This is a genomic window from Rhodopseudomonas boonkerdii, from assembly GCF_021184025.1.
Taxonomy (GTDB): domain Bacteria; phylum Pseudomonadota; class Alphaproteobacteria; order Rhizobiales; family Xanthobacteraceae; genus Tardiphaga; species Tardiphaga boonkerdii.
Window position 1 is genome coordinate 2,194,550 of record NZ_CP036537.1, and the last position, 19,804, is coordinate 2,214,353.

The 19,804-nt window shown below is 63.7% G+C and carries 17 protein-coding genes; 12 read left to right on the forward strand and 5 right to left on the reverse strand.

Going from position 1 to position 19,804, the window contains the following annotated elements; all coding sequences use genetic code 11:
* Positions 1-113: 113 nt before the first annotated feature.
* A complete protein-coding gene (locus tag E0H22_RS10120) occupies positions 114-2,006 on the reverse strand; it encodes a sigma 54-interacting transcriptional regulator (protein ID WP_233025517.1) in 1,893 nt (630 codons plus the stop codon).
* Positions 2,007-2,171: 165 nt separating this feature from the next.
* On the opposite strand from E0H22_RS10120, the gene E0H22_RS10125 reads away from it, so the two are divergent.
* The 5 genes from E0H22_RS10125 to E0H22_RS10145 all read left to right on the forward strand — a co-directional run bounded on the left by E0H22_RS10125 (position 2,172) and on the right by E0H22_RS10145 (position 7,342).
* Complete coding sequence (locus E0H22_RS10125; RefSeq protein WP_233025518.1) at positions 2,172-3,551, forward strand: CmpA/NrtA family ABC transporter substrate-binding protein; 1,380 nt, start codon at positions 2,172-2,174, stop codon at positions 3,549-3,551.
* A gap of 153 nt (positions 3,552-3,704) precedes the next feature.
* Complete coding sequence (gene ntrB / locus E0H22_RS10130; RefSeq protein ID WP_233025519.1) at positions 3,705-4,544, forward strand: nitrate ABC transporter permease; 840 nt, start codon at positions 3,705-3,707, stop codon at positions 4,542-4,544.
* 166 nt (positions 4,545-4,710) lie between these two features.
* Complete coding sequence (locus E0H22_RS10135) at positions 4,711-5,601, forward strand: ABC transporter ATP-binding protein (protein WP_233025520.1); 891 nt, start codon at positions 4,711-4,713, stop codon at positions 5,599-5,601.
* A 29-nt stretch (positions 5,602-5,630) separates the two neighbouring features.
* Positions 5,631-6,119 carry a cyanase gene (cynS, locus tag E0H22_RS10140; RefSeq protein ID WP_233025521.1) on the forward strand — a complete coding sequence of 163 codons (489 nt, stop codon included), beginning with the start codon at positions 5,631-5,633 and terminating at the stop codon, positions 6,117-6,119.
* Between the two features lie 203 nt (positions 6,120-6,322).
* A complete protein-coding gene (locus E0H22_RS10145; protein ID WP_233025522.1) occupies positions 6,323-7,342 on the forward strand; it encodes an LLM class flavin-dependent oxidoreductase in 1,020 nt (339 codons plus the stop codon).
* 174 nt (positions 7,343-7,516) lie between these two features.
* Here the strand turns inward: E0H22_RS10145 and E0H22_RS10150 are convergent, their stop codons facing one another.
* The 3 genes from E0H22_RS10150 to E0H22_RS10160 all read right to left on the reverse strand — a co-directional run bounded on the left by E0H22_RS10150 (position 7,517) and on the right by E0H22_RS10160 (position 11,445).
* Positions 7,517-8,542: an extracellular solute-binding protein gene (locus E0H22_RS10150; RefSeq protein WP_233025523.1), complete on the reverse strand. Its 1,026-nt coding sequence runs from the start codon at positions 8,540-8,542 to the stop codon at positions 7,517-7,519.
* 13 nt (positions 8,543-8,555) lie between these two features.
* Positions 8,556-10,880 carry a TonB-dependent siderophore receptor gene (locus E0H22_RS10155; protein ID WP_233025524.1) on the reverse strand — a complete coding sequence of 775 codons (2,325 nt, stop codon included), beginning with the start codon at positions 10,878-10,880 and terminating at the stop codon, positions 8,556-8,558.
* 241 nt (positions 10,881-11,121) lie between these two features.
* Positions 11,122-11,445: a DUF1476 domain-containing protein gene (locus E0H22_RS10160; RefSeq protein WP_233025525.1), complete on the reverse strand. Its 324-nt coding sequence runs from the start codon at positions 11,443-11,445 to the stop codon at positions 11,122-11,124.
* A gap of 375 nt (positions 11,446-11,820) precedes the next feature.
* Between E0H22_RS10160 and purC the strand changes: the two genes are divergently transcribed.
* The 5 genes from purC to E0H22_RS10185 all read left to right on the forward strand — a co-directional run bounded on the left by purC (position 11,821) and on the right by E0H22_RS10185 (position 15,643).
* Entirely contained in the window at positions 11,821-12,588 is a 768-nt protein-coding gene (gene purC / locus E0H22_RS10165; RefSeq protein ID WP_211909433.1) for a phosphoribosylaminoimidazolesuccinocarboxamide synthase, read from the forward strand.
* A 143-nt stretch (positions 12,589-12,731) separates the two neighbouring features.
* Positions 12,732-12,977, forward strand: a complete 246-nt coding sequence (gene purS, locus E0H22_RS10170) for a phosphoribosylformylglycinamidine synthase subunit PurS (protein ID WP_233025526.1) — start codon at positions 12,732-12,734, stop codon at positions 12,975-12,977.
* 85 nt (positions 12,978-13,062) lie between these two features.
* Positions 13,063-13,764 carry a phosphoribosylformylglycinamidine synthase subunit PurQ gene (gene purQ, locus E0H22_RS10175; protein ID WP_233025527.1) on the forward strand — a complete coding sequence of 234 codons (702 nt, stop codon included), beginning with the start codon at positions 13,063-13,065 and terminating at the stop codon, positions 13,762-13,764.
* Between the two features lie 115 nt (positions 13,765-13,879).
* The gene (locus E0H22_RS10180; protein WP_233025528.1) at positions 13,880-14,617 is read left to right on the forward strand and encodes a tetratricopeptide repeat protein; all 738 of its coding nucleotides are present in this window, start codon (positions 13,880-13,882) and stop codon (positions 14,615-14,617) included.
* 105 nt (positions 14,618-14,722) lie between these two features.
* Positions 14,723-15,643: a tripartite tricarboxylate transporter substrate-binding protein gene (locus tag E0H22_RS10185; protein ID WP_233026266.1), complete on the forward strand. Its 921-nt coding sequence runs from the start codon at positions 14,723-14,725 to the stop codon at positions 15,641-15,643.
* A 46-nt stretch (positions 15,644-15,689) separates the two neighbouring features.
* On the opposite strand, the gene E0H22_RS10190 is transcribed toward E0H22_RS10185, so the two are convergent.
* Positions 15,690-16,007, reverse strand: a complete 318-nt coding sequence (locus tag E0H22_RS10190) for an antibiotic biosynthesis monooxygenase family protein (RefSeq protein WP_233025529.1) — start codon at positions 16,005-16,007, stop codon at positions 15,690-15,692.
* A gap of 347 nt (positions 16,008-16,354) precedes the next feature.
* Between E0H22_RS10190 and E0H22_RS10195 the strand changes: the two genes are divergently transcribed.
* Positions 16,355-17,995 carry an ABC transporter substrate-binding protein gene (locus E0H22_RS10195; protein ID WP_233025530.1) on the forward strand — a complete coding sequence of 547 codons (1,641 nt, stop codon included), beginning with the start codon at positions 16,355-16,357 and terminating at the stop codon, positions 17,993-17,995.
* Between the two features lie 230 nt (positions 17,996-18,225).
* On the forward strand, positions 18,226-19,773 hold the full coding sequence (locus E0H22_RS10200) for a L,D-transpeptidase (protein ID WP_233025531.1): 1,548 nt from the start codon (positions 18,226-18,228) through the stop codon (positions 19,771-19,773).
* Positions 19,774-19,804: the final 31 nt, after the last annotated feature.

Below are 19,804 nucleotides of genomic sequence, written 5' to 3' on the forward strand. Positions count from 1 at the left end.
GGCATGTTTGATGCCGCTTCGCAGGGCCGGGACCGTCGCGGGCTCGGAGTTTGATGCGGTCCCGGTTCTGCGAAGCAATGCTGCGCATTGCGTCGCGCCCGGGACAAGGGGAGCTAGCGCTGTCCGCGCGGTGCCTCGATCCCCAGCACCTTCATGCGCGAGGACAGCGTCGTCGGCTTCATGTCCAGCAATTCGGCCGCGCCGCCGGGGCCGAACACTTTTCCGGATGTCGCGCCGAGCGCGGCGAGGATGTTGCTGCGCTCGTGATCGCGCAGCTCGCCGGCTGTCATCACCGCCGGCCGCGCTTCGGTTTTCGCGCGCGGGCCGGTGGCGGCCTGCGGGCCGGCGCCGTCGGGCAGGTCGATGCGCAGGCGGCCGTTCTGCGCCAGGATGACCGCGCGCTCGATCACGTTCTGCAATTCGCGCACATTGCCCGGCCAGTCGTAACGCGACAGTTTGCGTGCGTCGCCTTCCGAGAGGCGCAGATCGGAATTCAGTTTCTCGCTGAGCAGGAAGTGCTGGGCAAGCAGCGGAATGTCCTCGCGGCGGTCGCGCAGCGGCACGGATTCCACGGGAAACACGTTGAGGCGGAAATACAGGTCCTCGCGAAACCGGCCGCGCTGCACCTCCTGCTTGAGGTTGCGATTGGTGGCGGCGATGACGCGGACATCGACCTCGCGCGTGCGCTCCTCGCCGACGCGCTCGAAATTGCCCTCCTGCAGCACGCGCAGCAGTTTGCCCTGCAGCTCCAGCGGGATTTCGCCGACCTCGTCGAGAAACAGCGTGCCGCCATCGGCGAGCTCGAAACGGCCGATGCGGTCGCGCACCGCGCCGGTGAAGGCGCCGCGCACATGGCCGAAGAATTCGCTCTCGAACAATTCGCGCGGGATGGCGGCGCAGTTGACGCGGATGAGCGGGCGGTGCGCGCGGCCGGAGGCTTCGTGGATGGCGCGGGCGATCAGCTCCTTGCCGGTGCCGCTCTCGCCGGATATCAGCACCGCGGCGGCGGTGGGCGCGACGAGCTTGACCTGCCGCAGCGTCTGCTGAATCGCGGCCGACTGCCCGATGATGCCGCGCGGATTGGTCTCGATGCGGATTTCCTCCTGCAGATAGGCGTTTTCGAGCTCCAGCCGTTCGCGCAGGCGATCGACCTCGGCGAGCGCCGCATGCAGTTTCTCGTCCGCCTCGCGGCGCTGGCTGACGTCGCGGAACACGATCACGGCGCCGACCACCATGTGGCGGTCGCGGATCGGCGTCGAGGTGTATTCGACCCAGACCGGCGAGCCGTCCTTGCGCCAGAACACCTCGTTGTCGATCTTGTGCACGGCGCCGTCGCGAAACGCGGCATAGATCGGGCAGTCGTGATCGGGGTAGTGGCTGCCATCGGCGTGGCTGTGATGCATGATGGCGTGGATCTCGCGGCCGACCAGCTCATCCGCCGTCCAGCCCAGCATCCGCTCGGCGGCGGGATTGACGAAGGTCGCCTTGCCCTCGGCATTGACGCCATAGATGCCTTCGCCGGCGGCGCGCAGGATCAGCTGGTTTTCCCGCTCGATGTCCTGAAACACGCGCTCGACACGCTGCCAAGCGGCGATCCCGCCATGCATGTAGTCTTCGGCGTCGGCATCGACGTGACGACGTCGGCGTTCTTCCAGATCGCTCATGGTGAGCGTGACGAGCATGCGCTCGCCGACTTCGAGCGCCGCGCCGGCATATTCGAGCTGCAGCGGCTGCCCCGTCGCATGGCGCGGCGTCAGCGTCCGCGTGAAGTAGCTGCCCTTGGCGAGCACGGCCTGGGTGAACACGATGAGGGCCGGGAGCTGCCCCGCATGCAGCGCGCTGATCTTGATCTCGCGCAGGGTCATGCGGTCGTAGCCGAGCAGGGCGCAGGCCGCGAGATTGCCGTCGATGATCCGGTCGCTGTGGGGATCGAGCAGCAAGGTCGGCTCGATGGCGTAGTCGAAGGCGATCAGGCGCAGATCGGGCTCACGCTGCGGCTGATCCATGATGGGCTCCGAGATTTCGTAATTGAGCTACGAAATTTCGTGTAGCACGAAATCTCGTAATGGCCAATGAAGGGCAGAAATGCCTGCGACACCTGGACTTCTCGGCACCGCCGGGGCTGGCACACTCCTTGAATACTCCTCGGGAGCATCACCGGAGGAGTCACAATGTCCACATTCGACAATCCGTTCGACCCCGATCGCCGCCTCGGCGGCTGCAGCTGCGGACAGCACGCAAGCGAGGCGATTCATGCGGCTTCCTTGCGGCTGCAGTGCGACATCCCGGAGACCGAGGATAAACGCTACGAGGGCGTGATCGCCTCGGCGGTGATGCGTGCGGTGTTCCCGCAACAGGCCACGCGCCGCGCGTTCCTGAAGTCGGTCGGTGCGTCCTCGGCGCTGGCGGCGCTGTCGCAGTTCTTCCCGATCAAGACGGCGACCGAAGTCTTCGCGCAGGGCGCGGGCAAACTGGAGAAGACCGAGCTCAAGGTCGGCTTCATTCCGATCACCTGCGCGACCCCGATCATCATGGCCGATCCGCTCGGCTTCTATGCGAAGCAGGGGCTGAAGGTCGAAGTGGTGAAGACCGCCGGCTGGGCGGTCATTCGCGACAAGACCATCAACAAGGAATACGACGCCGCGCATATGCTGGCGCCGATGCCGATCGCGATTTCGCTGGGGCTCGGCTCGCAGCCGATTCCGTTCACCGTGCCGGCGATCGAGAACATCAACGGGCAGGGCATCACCCTCGCCATGAAGCACAAGGACAAGCGCGATCCGAAGGACTGGAAGGGATTCAAGATCGCCGTCCCGTTCGACTATTCGATGCACAACTATCTGCTGCGTTACTATCTCGCCGAACACGGCATCGATCCCGATGCGGATATCCAGATCCGCTCGGTGCCGCCGCCGGAAATGGTGGCCAATCTGCGCGCCGACAATATCGATGGCTTCCTCGCGCCGGATAACATCTGCCAGCGTGCGATCTATGACGGCGTCGGCTTCATGCACATCCTGTCGAAGGAAATTTGGGACGGGCATCCCTGTTGCTCGTTTGCGGCCTCGAAGGAGTTCATCACCACGGCGCCGAATTCCTTCGCCGCGCTGACGCGCGCCATTGTGGACGCCACCGCCTATGCGTCGAAGGCGGAGAACCGCAAGTCGATCGCGGAAGCGATTGCGCCTGCCGCCTATCTCAACGCGCCGCCGGTGGTGCTGGAGCAGGTGCTGACCGGGACCTATGCGGACGGGCTCGGCGGCATCAAGACCGATCCGAAGCGCGTCGATTTCGACCCGTTCCCCTGGCAGAGCTTTGCGGTGTGGATGATGACCCAGATGAAGCGCTGGGGGCAGATCAAGGGCGATGTGGATTACAAGGCCGTGGCCGAACAGATCTATCTCGCTACCGACACCGGCAAGGTAATGAAGGAGATGGGCCTGAGCCCGCCGGCGACCGCCTACAAGTCGTTCGCGGTGATGGGCAAGACCTTCGATCCGACCAAGCCGGACGACTATGTGGCGAGCTTCAAGATCAAGAAGGCGTCGTGACGTAATGACATCGGCATTTGTTTTCACCTCCCCCTGCAGGGGGGAGGTCGACGATACGCAGTATCGTCGGGTGGGGGTGGCCGAGAGCGCGTCACCCCACCCCGGCTGCTGCGCAGCCGACCCTCCCCCTGCAGGGGAGGGTGGAGACCTGCGATGACAAAATCCCTTCGCTTCCGCGCCGCCGTCGTATCGCTAGCGCTGTTCCTCGCTTTCCTCGGCGCCTGGCATCTCGCCACGCGCCAGAGCGCGAGCACCACCACCATGTCTCCGGAATATGCGCGGCTGATGGGCATCACCGCGACCCAGGGCAAATCCGCCATGCCCGGTCCACTCGATGTCGGCGCAAAACTCTGGGAGCATTTGAAGCGGCCGTTCTACGATAACGGGCCGAACGACAAGGGCCTCGGCATCCAGCTCGCTTATTCCATCGCGCGCGTCGGCACCGGCTATCTGATCGCCGTGCTGGTGGCGATCCCGCTCGGCTTTCTCATCGGCATGTCGCCGCTGATGAACAAGGCGCTCGATCCCTTCATCCAGGTGCTGAAGCCGATCTCGCCGCTGGCCTGGATGCCACTCGCGCTCTACACGATCAAGGACTCCTCGCTGTCGGCCATCTTCGTCATCTTCATCTGCTCGGTGTGGCCGATGCTGCTCAACACCGCCTTCGGCGTCGCCTCGGTGCGCAAGGAATGGGTGAATGTGGCGCGCACCCTCGAAGTCGGTACCTTCCGCCGCGCCTTCACGGTGATCCTGCCGGCCGCCGCGCCCACCATTCTCACCGGCATGCGCATTTCCATTGGCATCGCCTGGCTGGTCATCGTCGCCGCCGAGATGCTCGTGGGCGGCACCGGCATCGGTTACTTCGTCTGGAACGAGTGGAACAACCTGTCGATCACCAATGTGATCATCGCGATCCTGATGATCGGTCTCGTCGGCATGCTGCTCGACCAGATCCTCGCGCGCTTCACCCGCATGGTCACGTTTCCGGAGTGAAGGCGATGGAGCAGCTTACTCAAGTTTCTTGTCCCGGGCGCAAAGCGGCGCGTAGCGCTGCTTTGCAGAACCGGGACCGCACAAAACTCCGGCGTCTGGGGCGGTCCCGGCTCAGCGGAGCGGCACTGCGTGCCGCACCGCGTCCGGGACACGGAAAGAGCGCGTCATGAGCAGCACAAAGTTCATCTCCATCGAAGGCATCGCAAAACGCTATCCGCAGCCGTCGGGCGGCGCGACCACGATCTTCGAGAATCTCTGGCTGTCGCTGGCGCCCGGCGAATTCGGCTGCATCATCGGCCATTCCGGCTGCGGCAAGACCACGGTGCTTAACATCCTTGCCGGACTCGACGAGCCCACCGAAGGCACCGTCATCGTCGATGGCCAGGCGATCTCGGGCACCAGCCTCGACCGCGCGGTGATCTTCCAGAGCCACGCACTGCTGCCCTGGCTCACGGTCATGGGCAACATCGCCTATGCCGTCTCGTCGAAGTGGCGCAAATGGGACAAGGCAAAAATCCGCGCCCATGCGCAGACCTTCATCGACAAGGTCGGTCTCACCGGCTCCGAGCACAAGCGGCCGTCCGAACTCTCCGGCGGCATGAAGCAGCGCGTCGGCATCGCGCGGGCGCTGTCGATCACGCCAAAAATCATGCTGATGGACGAGCCATTCTCCGCGCTCGACGCACTCACCCGCGGCACGCTGCAGGACGAGGTGCGCCGCGTCACGCTGGAGACCGGCCAGACCACCTTCATGATCACCCATGATGTCGACGAGGCGATGTATCTTGCCGACAAGATTTTTCTGATGACCAACGGCCCCGGCGCCGTGCTGGCGGAAATCGTCGAGAATCCGTTGCCGAAGGACCGGGCCCGCATCGATCTGCACAAGCACCCGCATTACTACGCGCTGCGCAATCACATCATCGATTTCCTGGTGACGCGCAGCAAGACGTTTGTCGCCACCACGCCGAACCATGATCCGCGCAATGTGCCGGTGGTGCGGCCCACATTCATCGAGGCGCCAACGATGCCGTCTCTCCACAGCGCCGTGCGCTAACAACTGCAAGACCCCGAAGGAGAACTGCCATGCTGCGATCCGACCTCACCGAAAAGCTGCTCGACATCAAGCGCGAGAAGGAATGGACCTGGAAATATATCTGCGAGAAGATCGGCGGCTATTCCGACGTGCTGATTGTCGGCGCCATTCTCGGCAACATGAAGCTGACCAAGCCGCAGGCCGCCAATGCCGGTGAGCTGTTCGGGCTCTCCAAGGCCGAAACCGCGATGCTCAACGAAATTCCGATGCGCGCCGAGACCATGCAGATGCCGCCGCAGGACCCGCTGATCTATCGCTTCTATGAAATGGTGATGGTGAACGGGCCGGCCTGGAAGATGCTGATCGAAGAGGAATTCGGCGACGGCATCATGTCGGCGATCGATTTCGACTTCGATTTCGAGCGCGTCGCCAACCCGAAGGGCGACCGCGTGAAGATCACGATGTCGGGCAAGTTCCTGCCCTACAAGTATTATGGCGCGAGCGGCAACGTGCCGGAATATGGGTATAAAGAGGACTGAGGCGCGTAGCGGATGAGGCGAAGCCGTCCGCCGCTGAGTTTCAACTTCGAACTCGGCCGGCGGATGACGCTGCGCTCATCCGCCCTACGGTCTGGGCTATGGTCGGGGATATTCCGGAAACGCATCGTTTCCATGCTTGTGCTGTTCCTTCGACGAAAAGCGCCTAGATAGGTCTCAGCATACTCACCCCGAGACCTGTCGCCATGAAGAAAATCGGTTTTCTCTCCTTCGGCCACTGGACGCCGTCGGCCTCGTCGCAGACGCGCTCGGCTGGCGATGCGCTGCTGCAATCCATCGATCTCGCCGTCGCGGCCGAGGAGCTGGGCGCTGACGGTGCCTATGTCCGCGTGCATCATTTCGCACGCCAGCTCGCTGCGCCATTTCCGTTGCTCGCCGCTATCGGCGCGCGCACGAAGAAGATCGAGATCGGCACCGCCGTGATCGACATGCGTTACGAGAACCCGCTCTATATGGCGGAGGATGCCGGTGCTGCGGATCTGATCTCCGGCGGCCGGCTCCAGCTCGGCATTTCGCGCGGCTCGCCGGAGCAGGTGATCGAGGGCTACCGCTATTTCGGCTACGCGCCGGCGGAAGGCCAGACCGATGCCGACATGGCCCGCAAGCACACCGAAGTGTTTCTCGACGTGCTGAAGGGCAAGGGCTTTGCGCAGCCGAATCCGGCGCCGATGTTTCCGAACCCGCCGGGGCCGTTGCGGCTGGAACCGCATAGCGAGGGATTGCGCGAGCGCATCTGGTGGGGCGCCGCGACCAATGCGACCGCGGAATGGGCGGCCAAGATGGGCATGAACCTGCAATCTTCGACACTGAAGATCGACGAGAGCGGCAAGCCGTTCCATGTGCAGCAGGCCGAGCAGATCCGGCTCTATCGCGACGCCTGGAAGGCGGCAGGACATGCGGGCACCCCGCGCGTGTCGGTGAGCCGCAGTATCTTCGCGCTGGTGAACGATGAGGACCGCATGTATTTCGGCCGCTCGGGCGATGAGGACAAGGTGGGCATGCTGAGCGCCACTGAACGCGCCATCTTCGGCCGCAGTTTTGCGGCGGAGCCGGACAGGCTGATCGACCAGCTCAAGGGCGACGAGGCAATTGCTGAGGCCGATACGCTGCTCCTGACGGTGCCGAACCAGCTCGGCGTCGACTACAACGCCCATGTGATCGAGGCCATCCTCAAGCATGTGGCGCCCGGGATGGGATGGCGGTGAGCTTTTGACCTCTCCCCGCTTGCGGGGAGAGGTCGCCTTTCGCATGCGAAGCATGTGGAAGGCGGGTGAGGGGGACTCTCCATGGGCTCCGAATTCACGGAGAGTCCCCCTCATCCGACCCGGCGTCGCTGCGCTATGCCGGGCCACCTTCTCCCCGCATGCGGGGAGAAGGAATCACTTCGTAAACCCCGCCTTCCTGATCAGATCCACTGCCGCCTTCTGCGCGGTGGCGATCTGATCGATCGGACGGTCGTCGATGGGGAAGCTGCCGATGCCGGTGACGATGGCGGCGCGTTCACCGGTCTTCGTCACCGGATATTCGAGCTCCGCTGCGGCGAAAAGTTGTTGCGCTTCGTCGGTGACGAGGAACTCCACGAACTTCAGCGCCGCCGCCTTGTGCGGCGTGTATTTCGCGATCCCCACCGCTGTCACATTCATATGCGTGCCGCGATTGCGGAAGACGGTCGGTACGGCCTTCACCTTGTCCGCATCGGCCTTCCAGTCGGCGCCCTCGCGGCCGTCGCGGAGCTGCGCCAGCGCCACGGTGTTGGCGATACCGATTTCGCAGCGGCCCTGCGCGATCCGGCGGATCACGTCGTTGTCCTTGCCCTCGGGGAGTCCGGCGAGATTGGCCTTCAGGCCTTTCAGCCACGTCTCGGTGGCCGGGGCGCCGTTGTGGAGCAGAAAGGCGGCGACGAGCGCCACATTGTTCTGATGCAGCACCGTGCGCATGCAGAGCTTGCCGCGCCATTCGGGCCTTGCCAGATCCTCGTAGGTGATCGAGGACAGCGCGCTGTCGCTCCGTGCCACCACCACGCGCGGGCGCATGGCGATGCCGAACCACATGTTGCCGCGGTCGCGCAGCGCGGACGGGATGGCTTTTTCGAGCGCCGCTGACTTGACCGGCTGGGTGAGGCCGAGCGTTGCGAATTGCGAGGCCTTGTCGAGACCGATGGTGAGCAGCACATCGGCCGGCGAGGCCTTGCCTTCGCCGGTCACGCGTTTGCTGAGATTGTCTTCGATGAAGGTGGTGTTGACCGTAATCCCGGTCGATTTGAAGAACGCGTCGGTGACGGGCTTCACCAGCGCGGCTTCGCGCGTCGTATAGAGATTGAGTTCCTCGGCTGACACCGCCGAGGACAGAAGCGTTGCACCGATCGCAAGCAGGAGGGTGGGAAGCTTCCGGTGTCTTGCTTGCATCTTGCGCCTCAGGTCAGAATTTCACCGTCGCCGCCAGCGAGAACCTGCGCGCATCGCCGACGGCCACATTCAGGCGGTTCACCGCTGAAGGGAAGTAGACGTTATCGAACATGTTCTTGACGTTGAACTGGTAAATCACCGGCAGGCCCATCTGCTTCACTTCATATGTCGCGAACGCATCGGCCACCGTGTAGGACGGCATGAAGAACGAATTGTCGGCTTCACCCGGACGATCGCCGACATAACGCGCGCCGGCACCGATGCGCAGGCGGCCCGGCAGCAGCGTGCCGAAGTCGTAGACCATGAACAGCGACGCGGTGTTCATGGCGACGTTCTGCAGGCGCTTGCCGACCAGGGTCGGGTCCGCTGTGACGATCGCATCGGTATAGGCATAGGTCGCGATCGCGCTCAGGCTGTCGGTGAGCTTGCCGGTGACGTCGAATTCGATACCGCGCGAGCGGGCTTCGCCTGCGGTGCGCAGCACGTTCTGGCCGAGCGAGGCGTCGAACTGCGTCACTGCCGTATTCTTCTTGTTGAGATCGTAGAAGGCGAGCGAGCCCGACAGCCGCTTGTTGATGTCGAATTTCAGGCCGGCCTCGTAGGACGTGCCTTCCTCCGGCGCGAGGCTCGAGGTGATGATGCTCGCCTGCGGTGCGATGCTCCAGTTCGGTTTCAGCGATTCCGTGTAGCTGGCATAGAGCGAGAGCTGCTCGTTGACCTTCACGATCACGCCGCCGATGGGCAGTACCTTGTCGCCGGCGAGATTGGTGTTGGCGGTGAACGGCCGCCCGCGTCCGGCGATCTGCTCATATTCCATCCAGCGTGCGCCGCCGACCAGCAGCAGCCAGTTGGTGACATGCAGCGTATCCTGCACGAACATCGAGCGCTGGCCGAGCTTGTCGGTCTGGTCGCTGTCGCTGGCTGAGACGGTGGTGCCCGGTCCCTGCAGGCCGTAGACGGGATTGAAGATGTTCAGCGTCGGCACGGCCTGGCGGATCAGATCCTTGCGATAGATCACGCGATACTCGGCGTCGCCGCCGAACACGATCTCGTTCCTGAAGCCGCCGAGCCAGACGGTGCCCTGCATGTAGGAGGTGCCGTAGCTGACCTGGGTCAGCGCGCCCGATGTGCCGTCATTGCTGCGGGTAAGCGCGCCGGTGACCGGATTGACCGCGGTAACGCGCAGCTGGTTCGCCGTATAGGTTTCCTCGTTGTAGCTGTAGCTCGCATAGAGCTTCCAGTTCTCGTTGATGCGGTGATCGATCGAGGCCTGCATCAGGTCGGACTGGCCCCACATCTGGTTGTAGGGCTCGTCGAAGCGGCGGGTGATCGGCACGCCGGCCAGCGGCTTGAAGGTGCGCGGGTCGAGCGCAATGCCGCGGTCGAACGGATAGGAGAAGCTGCGACGCTCGTAGTTCAGGTGCACCGTGGTGTCTTCGCCGTACCATGACAGCGACGGCGCGATCAGCGAATCGCGGCGGGTGCCGAAATTGCGCCAATAGTCCTCGCTCTGGCCATCGGCGATGAAGCGATAGGCGAGGCCATCGGTGCCGATCGGGCCGGTGATGTCGACGGTGCCGTTGATTCCGCTGTTGCCGTTGTCGAAGGTGGAACCGAGGAGGGTGACCGAGCCGTGCTGATAGAGATCCGGCCGCTTGCTGATGGTGTTGATGATGCCGCCGGGATCCATGATGCCATAGAGCAGCGAGGCAGGACCCTTCAGCACCTCGACGCTTTCGACCGCGGCATTGAGCGAACGGCCCTGATTGATCGGCATGCCGTTGCGCATGATGGAGCCGTCGCGGTTGTCGCCGAAGCCGCGGCGCATGACGGCATCCTGGGTGCCGGCCAGCGTGTTGGCCTGAGTGATGCCGGAGACGTTGATCAGCGCGTCGTCGAGATTGCGCGGGCGCTGGTCGCTCAGCACCTGCTGCGGCACGACATTGACGACCTGTGAGGTGTTGAGCGGCGAGGTGGCGCCCCTCAGCGTGGTGGCGCTCGGCATCGCGCGATAGCCGAGAATCTGCTCGTATCTGGCCGCGGCTTCCGCGATGGCCCGTTCGGTGATGGTCGGCGGTGCAGGCGGCGGCGTGGTGTTGCGACGCGCGGCGACGGTGCGTGCACGGCTGGGCGTTGCCGTTGCCGCGCGGACAGGACGGCGGGCCGGCGCCGACGATTCGACGGTCACGGCCGGCAGCGATGTCTGGGCGCGGGCAGGCGAGGTCGCGGCGGTCACGTCGCCGAGCAGGAATGCCGCTCCGATCAGCCAATACGCCCGGCGCAGGCCGGCTGCGTTGCCCGGGCTTCGCTGAAAGCCGCAAAAATGTGTTGTCGTCACGTCGCCCGCCACTTCTCGAATTGAGGTCAGAAAGTGGCGCTGTATCAGGCGGTCACGCCGAACAGAACAACTGGCGGGATTGAATAGCTCTAAGTGGACCTTCGAGCACCGAAGTGCCGCCGCGGCGGGCGAAAGATGCTTTCCGATTGGGCGGCAAGCTTTTCTGCAAAGCTATGGAGCACGCGCGGCGCGGGTCCGATCGGTGGACCGCGCCGCGCGGTTGTATGGCGGGAATCGGCGGTTACGTTCCAGCCTTCACCTGGGCGACCGCTTCGACGATCAGCGCGTCCATCTTGGTGCGCAGTTCGGCTTCGGTGATGGTCACGCCCTTGGCGGTGAGGTCAGCGAGCACCTTGCGCAGCACGTCGTCATCGCCAGCTTCCTCGAAGTCGGCGGCGACCACATCCTTGGCATAAGCAGCGGCTTCGTCGCCGCTCCGGCCCATCTTCTCGGCGGCCCACAGGCCGAGCAGCTTGTTGCGGCGGTTCATCGCCTTGAACTTCTGCTCTTCGTCGAGCGCGAATTTGCGTTCAAAATCCTGTCCGCGCTTGTCCATCGATGACATGGTCGGGTTCCATCCTGGTTGGCATGTGGGGCCGGCGACGTTGTAACCGCCAGCTTCGGGCTTAGATAAGAGGGCTGAATCGGCCGGACAACCGGCCGCAAGGTCGCAGGCCAGGACCCGCCGTGACAGCAGCGAGATCGGGTAAAACCCGCCTCTGTCCTGCCGGATCGATTGTGTCGGCGGGGGGGATCGGCTAGGTTGCCGACAGGCTCGGTTCTCGTTCTGTTTCATGTACACAGTTCTGTATTCGGAATCTGTGCACAGATTGGTTCGCAGCTCGGTTCCCGGCCTTCACGGCAGCTCCGTCGTGGGTCGATCCCGTAAACTCCGGAGCAACCCGCATCCATGGATTTCAACAACACACGGTACATCCCAATGAGCCGTCGACGTCGTATTTATGAAGGCAAGGCCAAGGTTCTGTATGAAGGCCCCGAGCCCGGCACTTTGATCCAGCACTTCAAAGACGACGCGACCGCGTTCAATGCGAAGAAGCATCAGGTGATCGAGGGCAAGGGTGTCCTCAACAACCGGATCTCGGAATACCTGTTCCAGCACCTGAACGACATCGGCGTGCCCACGCATTTCATCCGCCGGCTCAACATGCGGGAGCAGTTGATCCGCGAGGTCGAGATCGTGCCGCTCGAGGTCGTCGTGCGCAATGTCGCCGCCGGCTCGCTGTCGCAGCGTCTCGGCATCGAGGAAGGCACCCAGCTGCCGCGCTCGATCATCGAGTTCTACTACAAGAACGATCAGCTGAACGATCCGATGGTCTCGGAAGAGCACATCACCGCCTTCGGCTGGGCGACCCCGCAGGAGATCGACGACATCATGGCGCTGGCCATCCGCGTCAACGACTTCCTGACCGGCCTCTTCCTGGGCATCGGCATCCGCCTCGTCGACTTCAAGATGGAATGCGGTCGCTTGTTCGAGAACGACATGATGCGCATCATCGTCGCCGACGAGATCTCGCCGGATTCGTGCCGGCTGTGGGATATCAAGTCGAACGAGAAGCTGGACAAGGACCGTTTCCGCCGCGATCTCGGCGGCGTGCTGGAGGCCTATACCGAGGTTGCCAAGCGTCTCGGCATTCTGGCAGAGAACGAGCGCCCGATGGGAACCGGTCCGGTCTTGGTGAAGAGCTGAACCCTTTCATGGTTCGAGACGCGGGCTGCGCCCGCTCCTCACCATGAGGGACCTCATCCTGAGGAGCGGGCGCAGCCCGCGTCTCGAAGGATGAGATTGTATGATGGGAATTTCCCCAAGGGGACAAACAGGTCAAATCGACAATGAAAGCCCGCGTCACAGTCACATTGAAGAACGGCATCCTCGACCCGCAGGGCAAGGCGATCGAGGGCGCATTGAAGTCGCTCGGCGTCGACGGCATCGCCTCGGTCCGCCAGGGCAAGGTGTTCGACATCGAACTTGCAAACGGTGCCGACAAGGCGAAGGCCGAGGCCGCGCTGAAGGCGGCAGCAGACAAGCTGCTGGCGAATACCGTGATCGAGAATTACAAGGTTGAGGTGCAGGGATAGGGCTTTCGCCTGAAGCCGTCTCCACCAAGACTTCGGCTCGATCGCATCGAGCTCTGTACCGAACTTTATGAGCACCGAGCCTGACATGAAATCCGCCGTCCTCGTCTTCCCCGGAATCAATCGCGAGCGCGACATGGCGCGGGCGCTCAAGCTGGCGTCGGGCACCGAAGCCAAGATGGTGTGGCATGCCGAGACGTCGCTGCCGGCCGGCACCGATCTGGTCGTCGTGCCCGGCGGTTTCTCCTATGGCGACTATCTGCGCTGCGGCGCCATCGCGGCGCGTTCGCCCGTGATGGAGGCCGTGCGCAAATTCGCGGCCGACGGCGGCCTCGTGCTCGGCGTCTGCAACGGTTTCCAGATCCTGTGCGAGAGCGGCCTCTTGCCGGGTATCCTGATGCGCAATGCGCGGCTGAAATTCATCTGCCAGGACGTGCACCTGCGCGTCGAACGCTCCGATACGCCGTTCACCCGCGGCTACAATGCGGGGCAGGTGATCCGTGTCCCGGTCGCGCATGGCGAGGGCAACTACACGGCGGATGCCGAGACGCTGCAACGCCTCGAAGGCGATGGCCGCGTGCTGTACCGCTATTGCTCACCGACCGGGGATGTCGGCGATCTCCACAACATCAATGGCGCGGCCGCCTCGATCGCCGGTATCGTCAGCGAGAACGGCAATGTGCTGGGGATGATGCCGCATCCGGAAAATCACGTCGAAGACATCATGGGCAATACCGACGGCCGCGGCCTGTTCACCGGCCTCGCAGCCCATCTGGCGCGCGCCGCATAGCTGCACTGCGCATTCGAACCCAACGTCATCTCGCTGCGTCCATCACGGCATAGGATGGCACGTGGCCGGCCCTGCGCCGGCTCGTGCAGTTCGTTGCTTGCCTGAGGGGACGCTCATGCCGCTGGCTCTGGTCATTGTTCTGCTCGATATCATGCTGGTCTATCACGCTGCCCGCACCGGCCGGATGCAGCCCTGGGCCTATATCATCCTGATGGTTCCGGTGGCCGGCGCGGTCGCCTATGTGGTGGTCGAGCTCCTGCCGGATATCTTCGGCGGCCGTGCGGCGCAGCAGGCACGCCGCAATGTCGCCAGGCGCATCGATCCCGAAAAGACCTATCGGGGGCTGGTGGAACAGCTCGCGGCCACCGACACGATCACCAACCGCGCCGCACTGGCGGCCGAATGTCTGGAGATCGGCCGCTTCGACGAAGCCGTGCAGCATTACGAGCATATCCTCGCGCTGCCACTCGGGCATGAGGCAAAATATGCGCTCGCCAAAGCAAGGGCGCAGTTCGGCGCCAAACGTCCGCTGGATGCGATCGCAACGCTCGACGATCTGCAGAAGCGCTGGTCTGAATTCGAATCCGCGGAAGCTCATCTGCTCTATGCGCGGGCGCTGACGGAGGCGGGGCGTAACGCGGAGGCGTTGAGCGAGTATGAAGCACTGTTGGGCTATGCGCCGAGTGCCGAAGCCAGCGTCCGCTACGGCCAGCTGCTGCATGCGATGGGCCGGATACCGGAAGCGAAAGTGGTTTTGGCGGAGTTCGTGGTGCAGATGAAGCGCGCGCCGAAATTCGCCCGCAGGGCACAGGCCGAATGGTTGTCCATCGCAGAAAAATTGCTTGCGGCCTAAGAGGCGCGGCTGCAAGCTCCGTTCCCTTTTGATTGAAGCGGAGCGTGCGGCATGAGGAATGTGATTGATCGCTGGATCGCTTGGGCGATCGTCCTGCTGACCTCCATGTCGCTCGCGGCGGTCGCCCACGCGCAGGGTTACCCCTCGCGCCCGATCACCATGATCGTTCCGTTCGCCGCCGGCGGGACATCGGATGTCATCGCCCGCGTCGTTGCCGAGCAGATGGCCATCCCGCTCGGCCAGACCATCATCATCGAGAACGTCACCGGTGCCGGCGGCTCGACGGCGCTGGCCCGCGCGGCGCATGCATCGCCCGACGGGTATACGATCGCCATCGGCAATGCCGGGACCAGCGCCGCGACCTATACGATCTATCCGAAACTGACCTTCAAGCCGGACTCCTTCGTCACGATCGGCATGGTCGCGAAGACGTTCGGCATCGTCGCCCTGCGCAAGGACTTTCCGGCGGCCAATCTGAAGGAGTTCATCGCCTATGCGAAGGCCAATCCCGGCAAGATCAATCTCGGCCATGCGGGCGTCGGTTCGTCGAATTACCTGATCTGCAAGAGCTTCGTGCAGGCAGCGGGGATCGATGTCACGCTGGTCGGCTATCGCGGGGCCGCGCCGGCGCTCACCGATGCCATCGGCGGCCAGATCGATGGCGTCTGCGATTCGGCCGCATCGGTCTCGCAGGCCATCGACGACAAGCTGGTGAAGGCGATCGTGGTCGGCTCCGATGTGCGACTGGGTTCGCTGCCGGATCTGCCGACCTCGGCGGAGGCCGGGTTGCCGGAATTCGAGGCGCAGGGCTGGAACGGACTGTTCGCGCCCAAGGGCACACCGCCGGAGGTCATTGCAAAGCTGAATGCGGCTGCACGCGTTGCGGTGGAAAGCGAGCCGGTGAAGAGACGGTTTCGCGACCTTGCCACGGTGGCGCCGGGCGCCAATGAGCATGCTCCCGAAGTGCTGCAGCAACTGGTGACGCGCGACGTCGCGAAATACAACAAGCTGCTGCAGGAGAAGTGAGCGTCGCTCCAGACGGACTGAAGCGACACGTTTGTTGCGCTTTGCGCTATTTTTCCAGTGTGAACACCGTCTCGTAAAGTCCAGGCGACGCGACGCCCAGTTTGGCATTGCGCTCGAAGTAGCCGGCGTCCTTCAAGCGCATGATCACGGCGTGGGATGCATCCAGATCCGTGCATTGCGCGTAATTCACGACCTTCGTCCCATCGAGGCTGCGATGCAGGCTGGCCGATATCCAGCCCTCGGTCGTGCTCACCCAGGCGGCAGCTTCCGACAATAAATCGATCAGCGGCTGCTGCTGCCCCGGCGGCGTTGTGAAGGTGTTGATCTGGGTGATGATGCCGCGATGGGCTGAGATAACAGGCATGGTCTCTCCTTGCTGTGAGGCAAGGGCCGCCGGTCATGGGTGTCTTGTCGCCAAGCGCCGCCATCGCACACATAACCCGACAGGCCCTTGCGCGATTGCGTCAAGTGCTTGTCGAGGGTTCGCTGGTGAGGGCGACACAGGACCTCGCAGAGAGGGGCCGAGCTTACCAATGCCGGCCATGTCCTTTTTCGACATTGCCAGCGTAGTCGCCGCAGCAGCACTTCGCAAGTTGCGCTGCGCCGGACGCTCGCGCTGATGCAGTGGTCCGTGTAGCTGGCCTGATATTTGCTGAAAGGCTTATTGCAGCCCGCCGTGCGTGTCCCTGGTCGCAGGCTGCCGGAGATGACATGTCCAAGTTCAACAGCTTCGCGATCAAAACACGTCAAATCAAGACTTGCCTTGCATTCGCCTTCACCGCTGCCGCCTGCGTGCTCGCGGCGAGGCCGGCGCTGGCCGAAAGCACGCTGCGCATCGCCATGACGGCGGCGGACATCCCGACAGCCACGGGCCTGCCCAATAACGGTTTCGAGGGCATACGCTTCATGGGCTATCCGATCTTCGAAGGTCTCGTGCTGTGGGACCTAACGAAGACGGATCAGCTCGCCACGCTGCGTCCGGGTCTCGCCGAGAAATGGGAGCAGGCGCCGGGCGATACCAGGACCTGGATCTTCCATCTGCGCAAAGGCGTGAAGTTTCACGACGGCAGCGATTTCAATGCCGATGCGGTGATCTGGAATCTCGACCGCTATTTCAAGAACGACAGTCCGCAGTTCGAGGCGGCGGCATCGGGCATGTCGCGGGCGCGCGTGCCGCTGATGGGGTCCTACAAGAAGATCGACGATGCGACGGTGGCCATCACGACGACGACGCCGGCTTCCTATTTTCCCTATATGGCCGTGTATCTGCTGTTCACGTCGCCGACGTCGTTCGAGAAGGCCGGGAAGGACTGGGGCAAGGTGGCGACCTTGCCGGCTGCCGGCACCGGGCCGTTCAGGATCAGCCGGGTGGTGCCGCGCGAGCGTGTCGAGCTCCTGCGCAACGACGATTACTGGGATGCTGCGAAGAAGGCCAAGGTCGACAAGGTCGTGCTGATGCCGGTGCCGGAGGCGAATGCGCGGCTCGCCGCGCTGCGTTCGGGGCAGGTGGATTGGATCGAGGTGCCGCCGCCGGATGGTCTCGCCTCGCTGAAATCGGCGGGCTTCACCATCACGACCGGCTCCTATCCGCATGTCTGGCCGTGGTTCTACAATATCGGTGCCGCCAATTCGCCGTTCAAGGATGTCCGGGTGCGGCAGGCGCTGAACTACTGTGTCGATCGCGAAGGACTGGTAGGGCTTTTGTCGGGCACCGCCGAGCCGTCGGTGGGATGGCTGAAGGCGTCCGATCCGAATTTCGGCAGCCCGGCGAACCGCTACAAATTCGATCCCGCCAAGGGCAAGGCGATGCTCGCCGAAGCCGGCTTCACCCCGCAGAAGCCGTTGTCCTTCAAGGTGCAGATTTCCTCCTCAGGCTCCGGCCAGATGCTGCCGATGCCGATGAACGAGTTCATGCAGCAGAACCTGAAGGAAGCTTGCGGCGTCAATGTCGAATTCGATGTGGTCGAATGGACCGTGCTGCTCACGGCCGCGCGCCTGACGCCGGACAATCCGAATCTGAAGGGAGCGATGGGCCTGAACATCTCGTCGCCCTCTTCGGATGCCGGCGTCATGGCGCGCTACTTCGCGGCGGCGAATTTCTCCCCGAACGGCTTCAATTTCGAGCAGTGGAAGGACGATGTGTTCGAAGACGCGCTGAAGACGCTGGCCGAGTCCACCGATCCCAAGGTGATCGCGGATGCAACGCGCAAGGCGCATGAGCGCCTCGTGGACAATCCGCCCTGGCTCTACATCGTCCATGATCTCAATCCACGCGCCATGACCACAAATGTGAAGGGCTTCGTCTCGCCGCAGTCCTGGTTCCTGGACATGACGCTGGTCAGCATGCAGTGACGACGCGACCGGCGCTTGGGCAGGGCGGGCAACGCGCAGCTTGCCCATCCCGCAATTTATCCGCTGCCGGGTGTGACGGTGGGCCATCTTCCTCCGGCGCGCTCCGTGATATATGAGGTCATTTCACGCGTGATTTGGCGTCGGCCGCTCCGTGCGGGCGCGAATTGATAAAATCGCAATCAACATTTGCAAGGCTGGTCTCCGGCTAGAGATTCGATTTGGGGCATTGCATGAAAATTCGGTTGGTGACGGCGCATGCCACCGTGGCGACGCGGTGCCGTATGGCTTCCGTTGTCATGACGCTCGCGGCGGTGGTGACGGTGCCGGTCTCCGCGTTGGCCGCCAAGCAGGCCCGGCCGGCGAAGATCGTCGAGGCGATGGCGCCGCGTAATGCCGGCGAGCCGATCATGGCGATCGTATCGACCAGGAGCCAGCAGGTGACGTTCTACGATGCCGACGGATGGATCGCGCGCGCGCCGGTGTCGACCGGGGTGGGGGGACGCGAAACGCCGGCGGGGGTGTTCGCGATCCTCGAGAAGAACAGGGATCACCGCTCCAACATGTATGATGACGCGGCGATGCCGCACATGCAGCGTATCACCTGGAACGGTGTCGCGCTGCACGGCGGACCTCTGCCGGGCTACGCCGCCTCCCATGGCTGCGTGCGCATGCCCTATGGCTTTGCCGAAAGGATGTTCGAAAAAACGAGGATCGGCATGCGCGTCATCGTCTCGCCGATCGATGCGGCGCCGGTCGATATTTCGCATCCGGCGCTGCTGGTGCCGAAGCCCGAGGTGATCGCAGCTGCGCCGGCGCGTGCCGAGGCTGCGACGCGCGAAGCGGCCGAGGCCGCCGCCGCTGCTGCCGAGGCGAAGAAGCTGGCGACGGTGACCGCACGTGACGCAAAGCCGCTGCCGGCGGCGCTGCGCAAGCTCGAGGCTGCCAAGACCCGCGCCGACGCCCAGCTTGCATCCGCCGACAAGGCGCTGGCCGCTGCAGCGACCGATCAGGCGAAGGCGCGCGCCGAGGAGTTGCAGCAGAAGGCGGCGGCGAAGGCTGCAGAACTCGCCGCGCAGTTCGAGACGACCAAGGCCGATACGGCGGCCAAACGCGATGCGGCCACCGCAGCCAAGGATGCGTCCAAGGTTGCAGACGCCAGGAAGGTTGCCACCGCCGCCGCGGCCAACGACGCCAAGCTCGCCGCCGAACCGGTCTCGGTCTATATCAGCCGCGAGACGCAGAAACTGTATGTTCGCCGCAACACGCATAAGCCGGCGCCGGATGGCGGCGGCGAGGTGTTCGACGCCAGCATCGAAGTGCCGGTCGCCATCCGCGACGCCGGCAGACCGATCGGGACGCATGTGTTCACGGCGATGGCGCAGGACGGCGCAGGCCTGCGCTGGAGCGCCGTGACCATCGACGATGGCGACAGTGCCAAGAGCGCGCTCGATCGCATCACCATTCCGCAGGAGGTGCTCGACCGGATCGGACCGACGGCGCTGCCGCGCTCCTCGATCGTGATCTCCGACGAGCCGCTGAGCGCCGAAACCAACTATCGCACCGAGTTCGTCACCGTACTCAACAATCATCCGCAGGGTGGTTTCATTACCCGCAAGCCGACGCCTCCGCCAATGACGGCCGTTGCGAGCGGCGACGACAGCTACGATGACGGCTTCAGCATGTTCTTCCCGCGCGAGCGCGCTCCGCAAAATAACGCGATGCGCCGCCGCAGCGGCCAGAATGAACGGCCGGTGTATCAGCGTAACTGGTGGGAATAGCCTGCCACTCATTGCAGGCCTGACGTGCTGG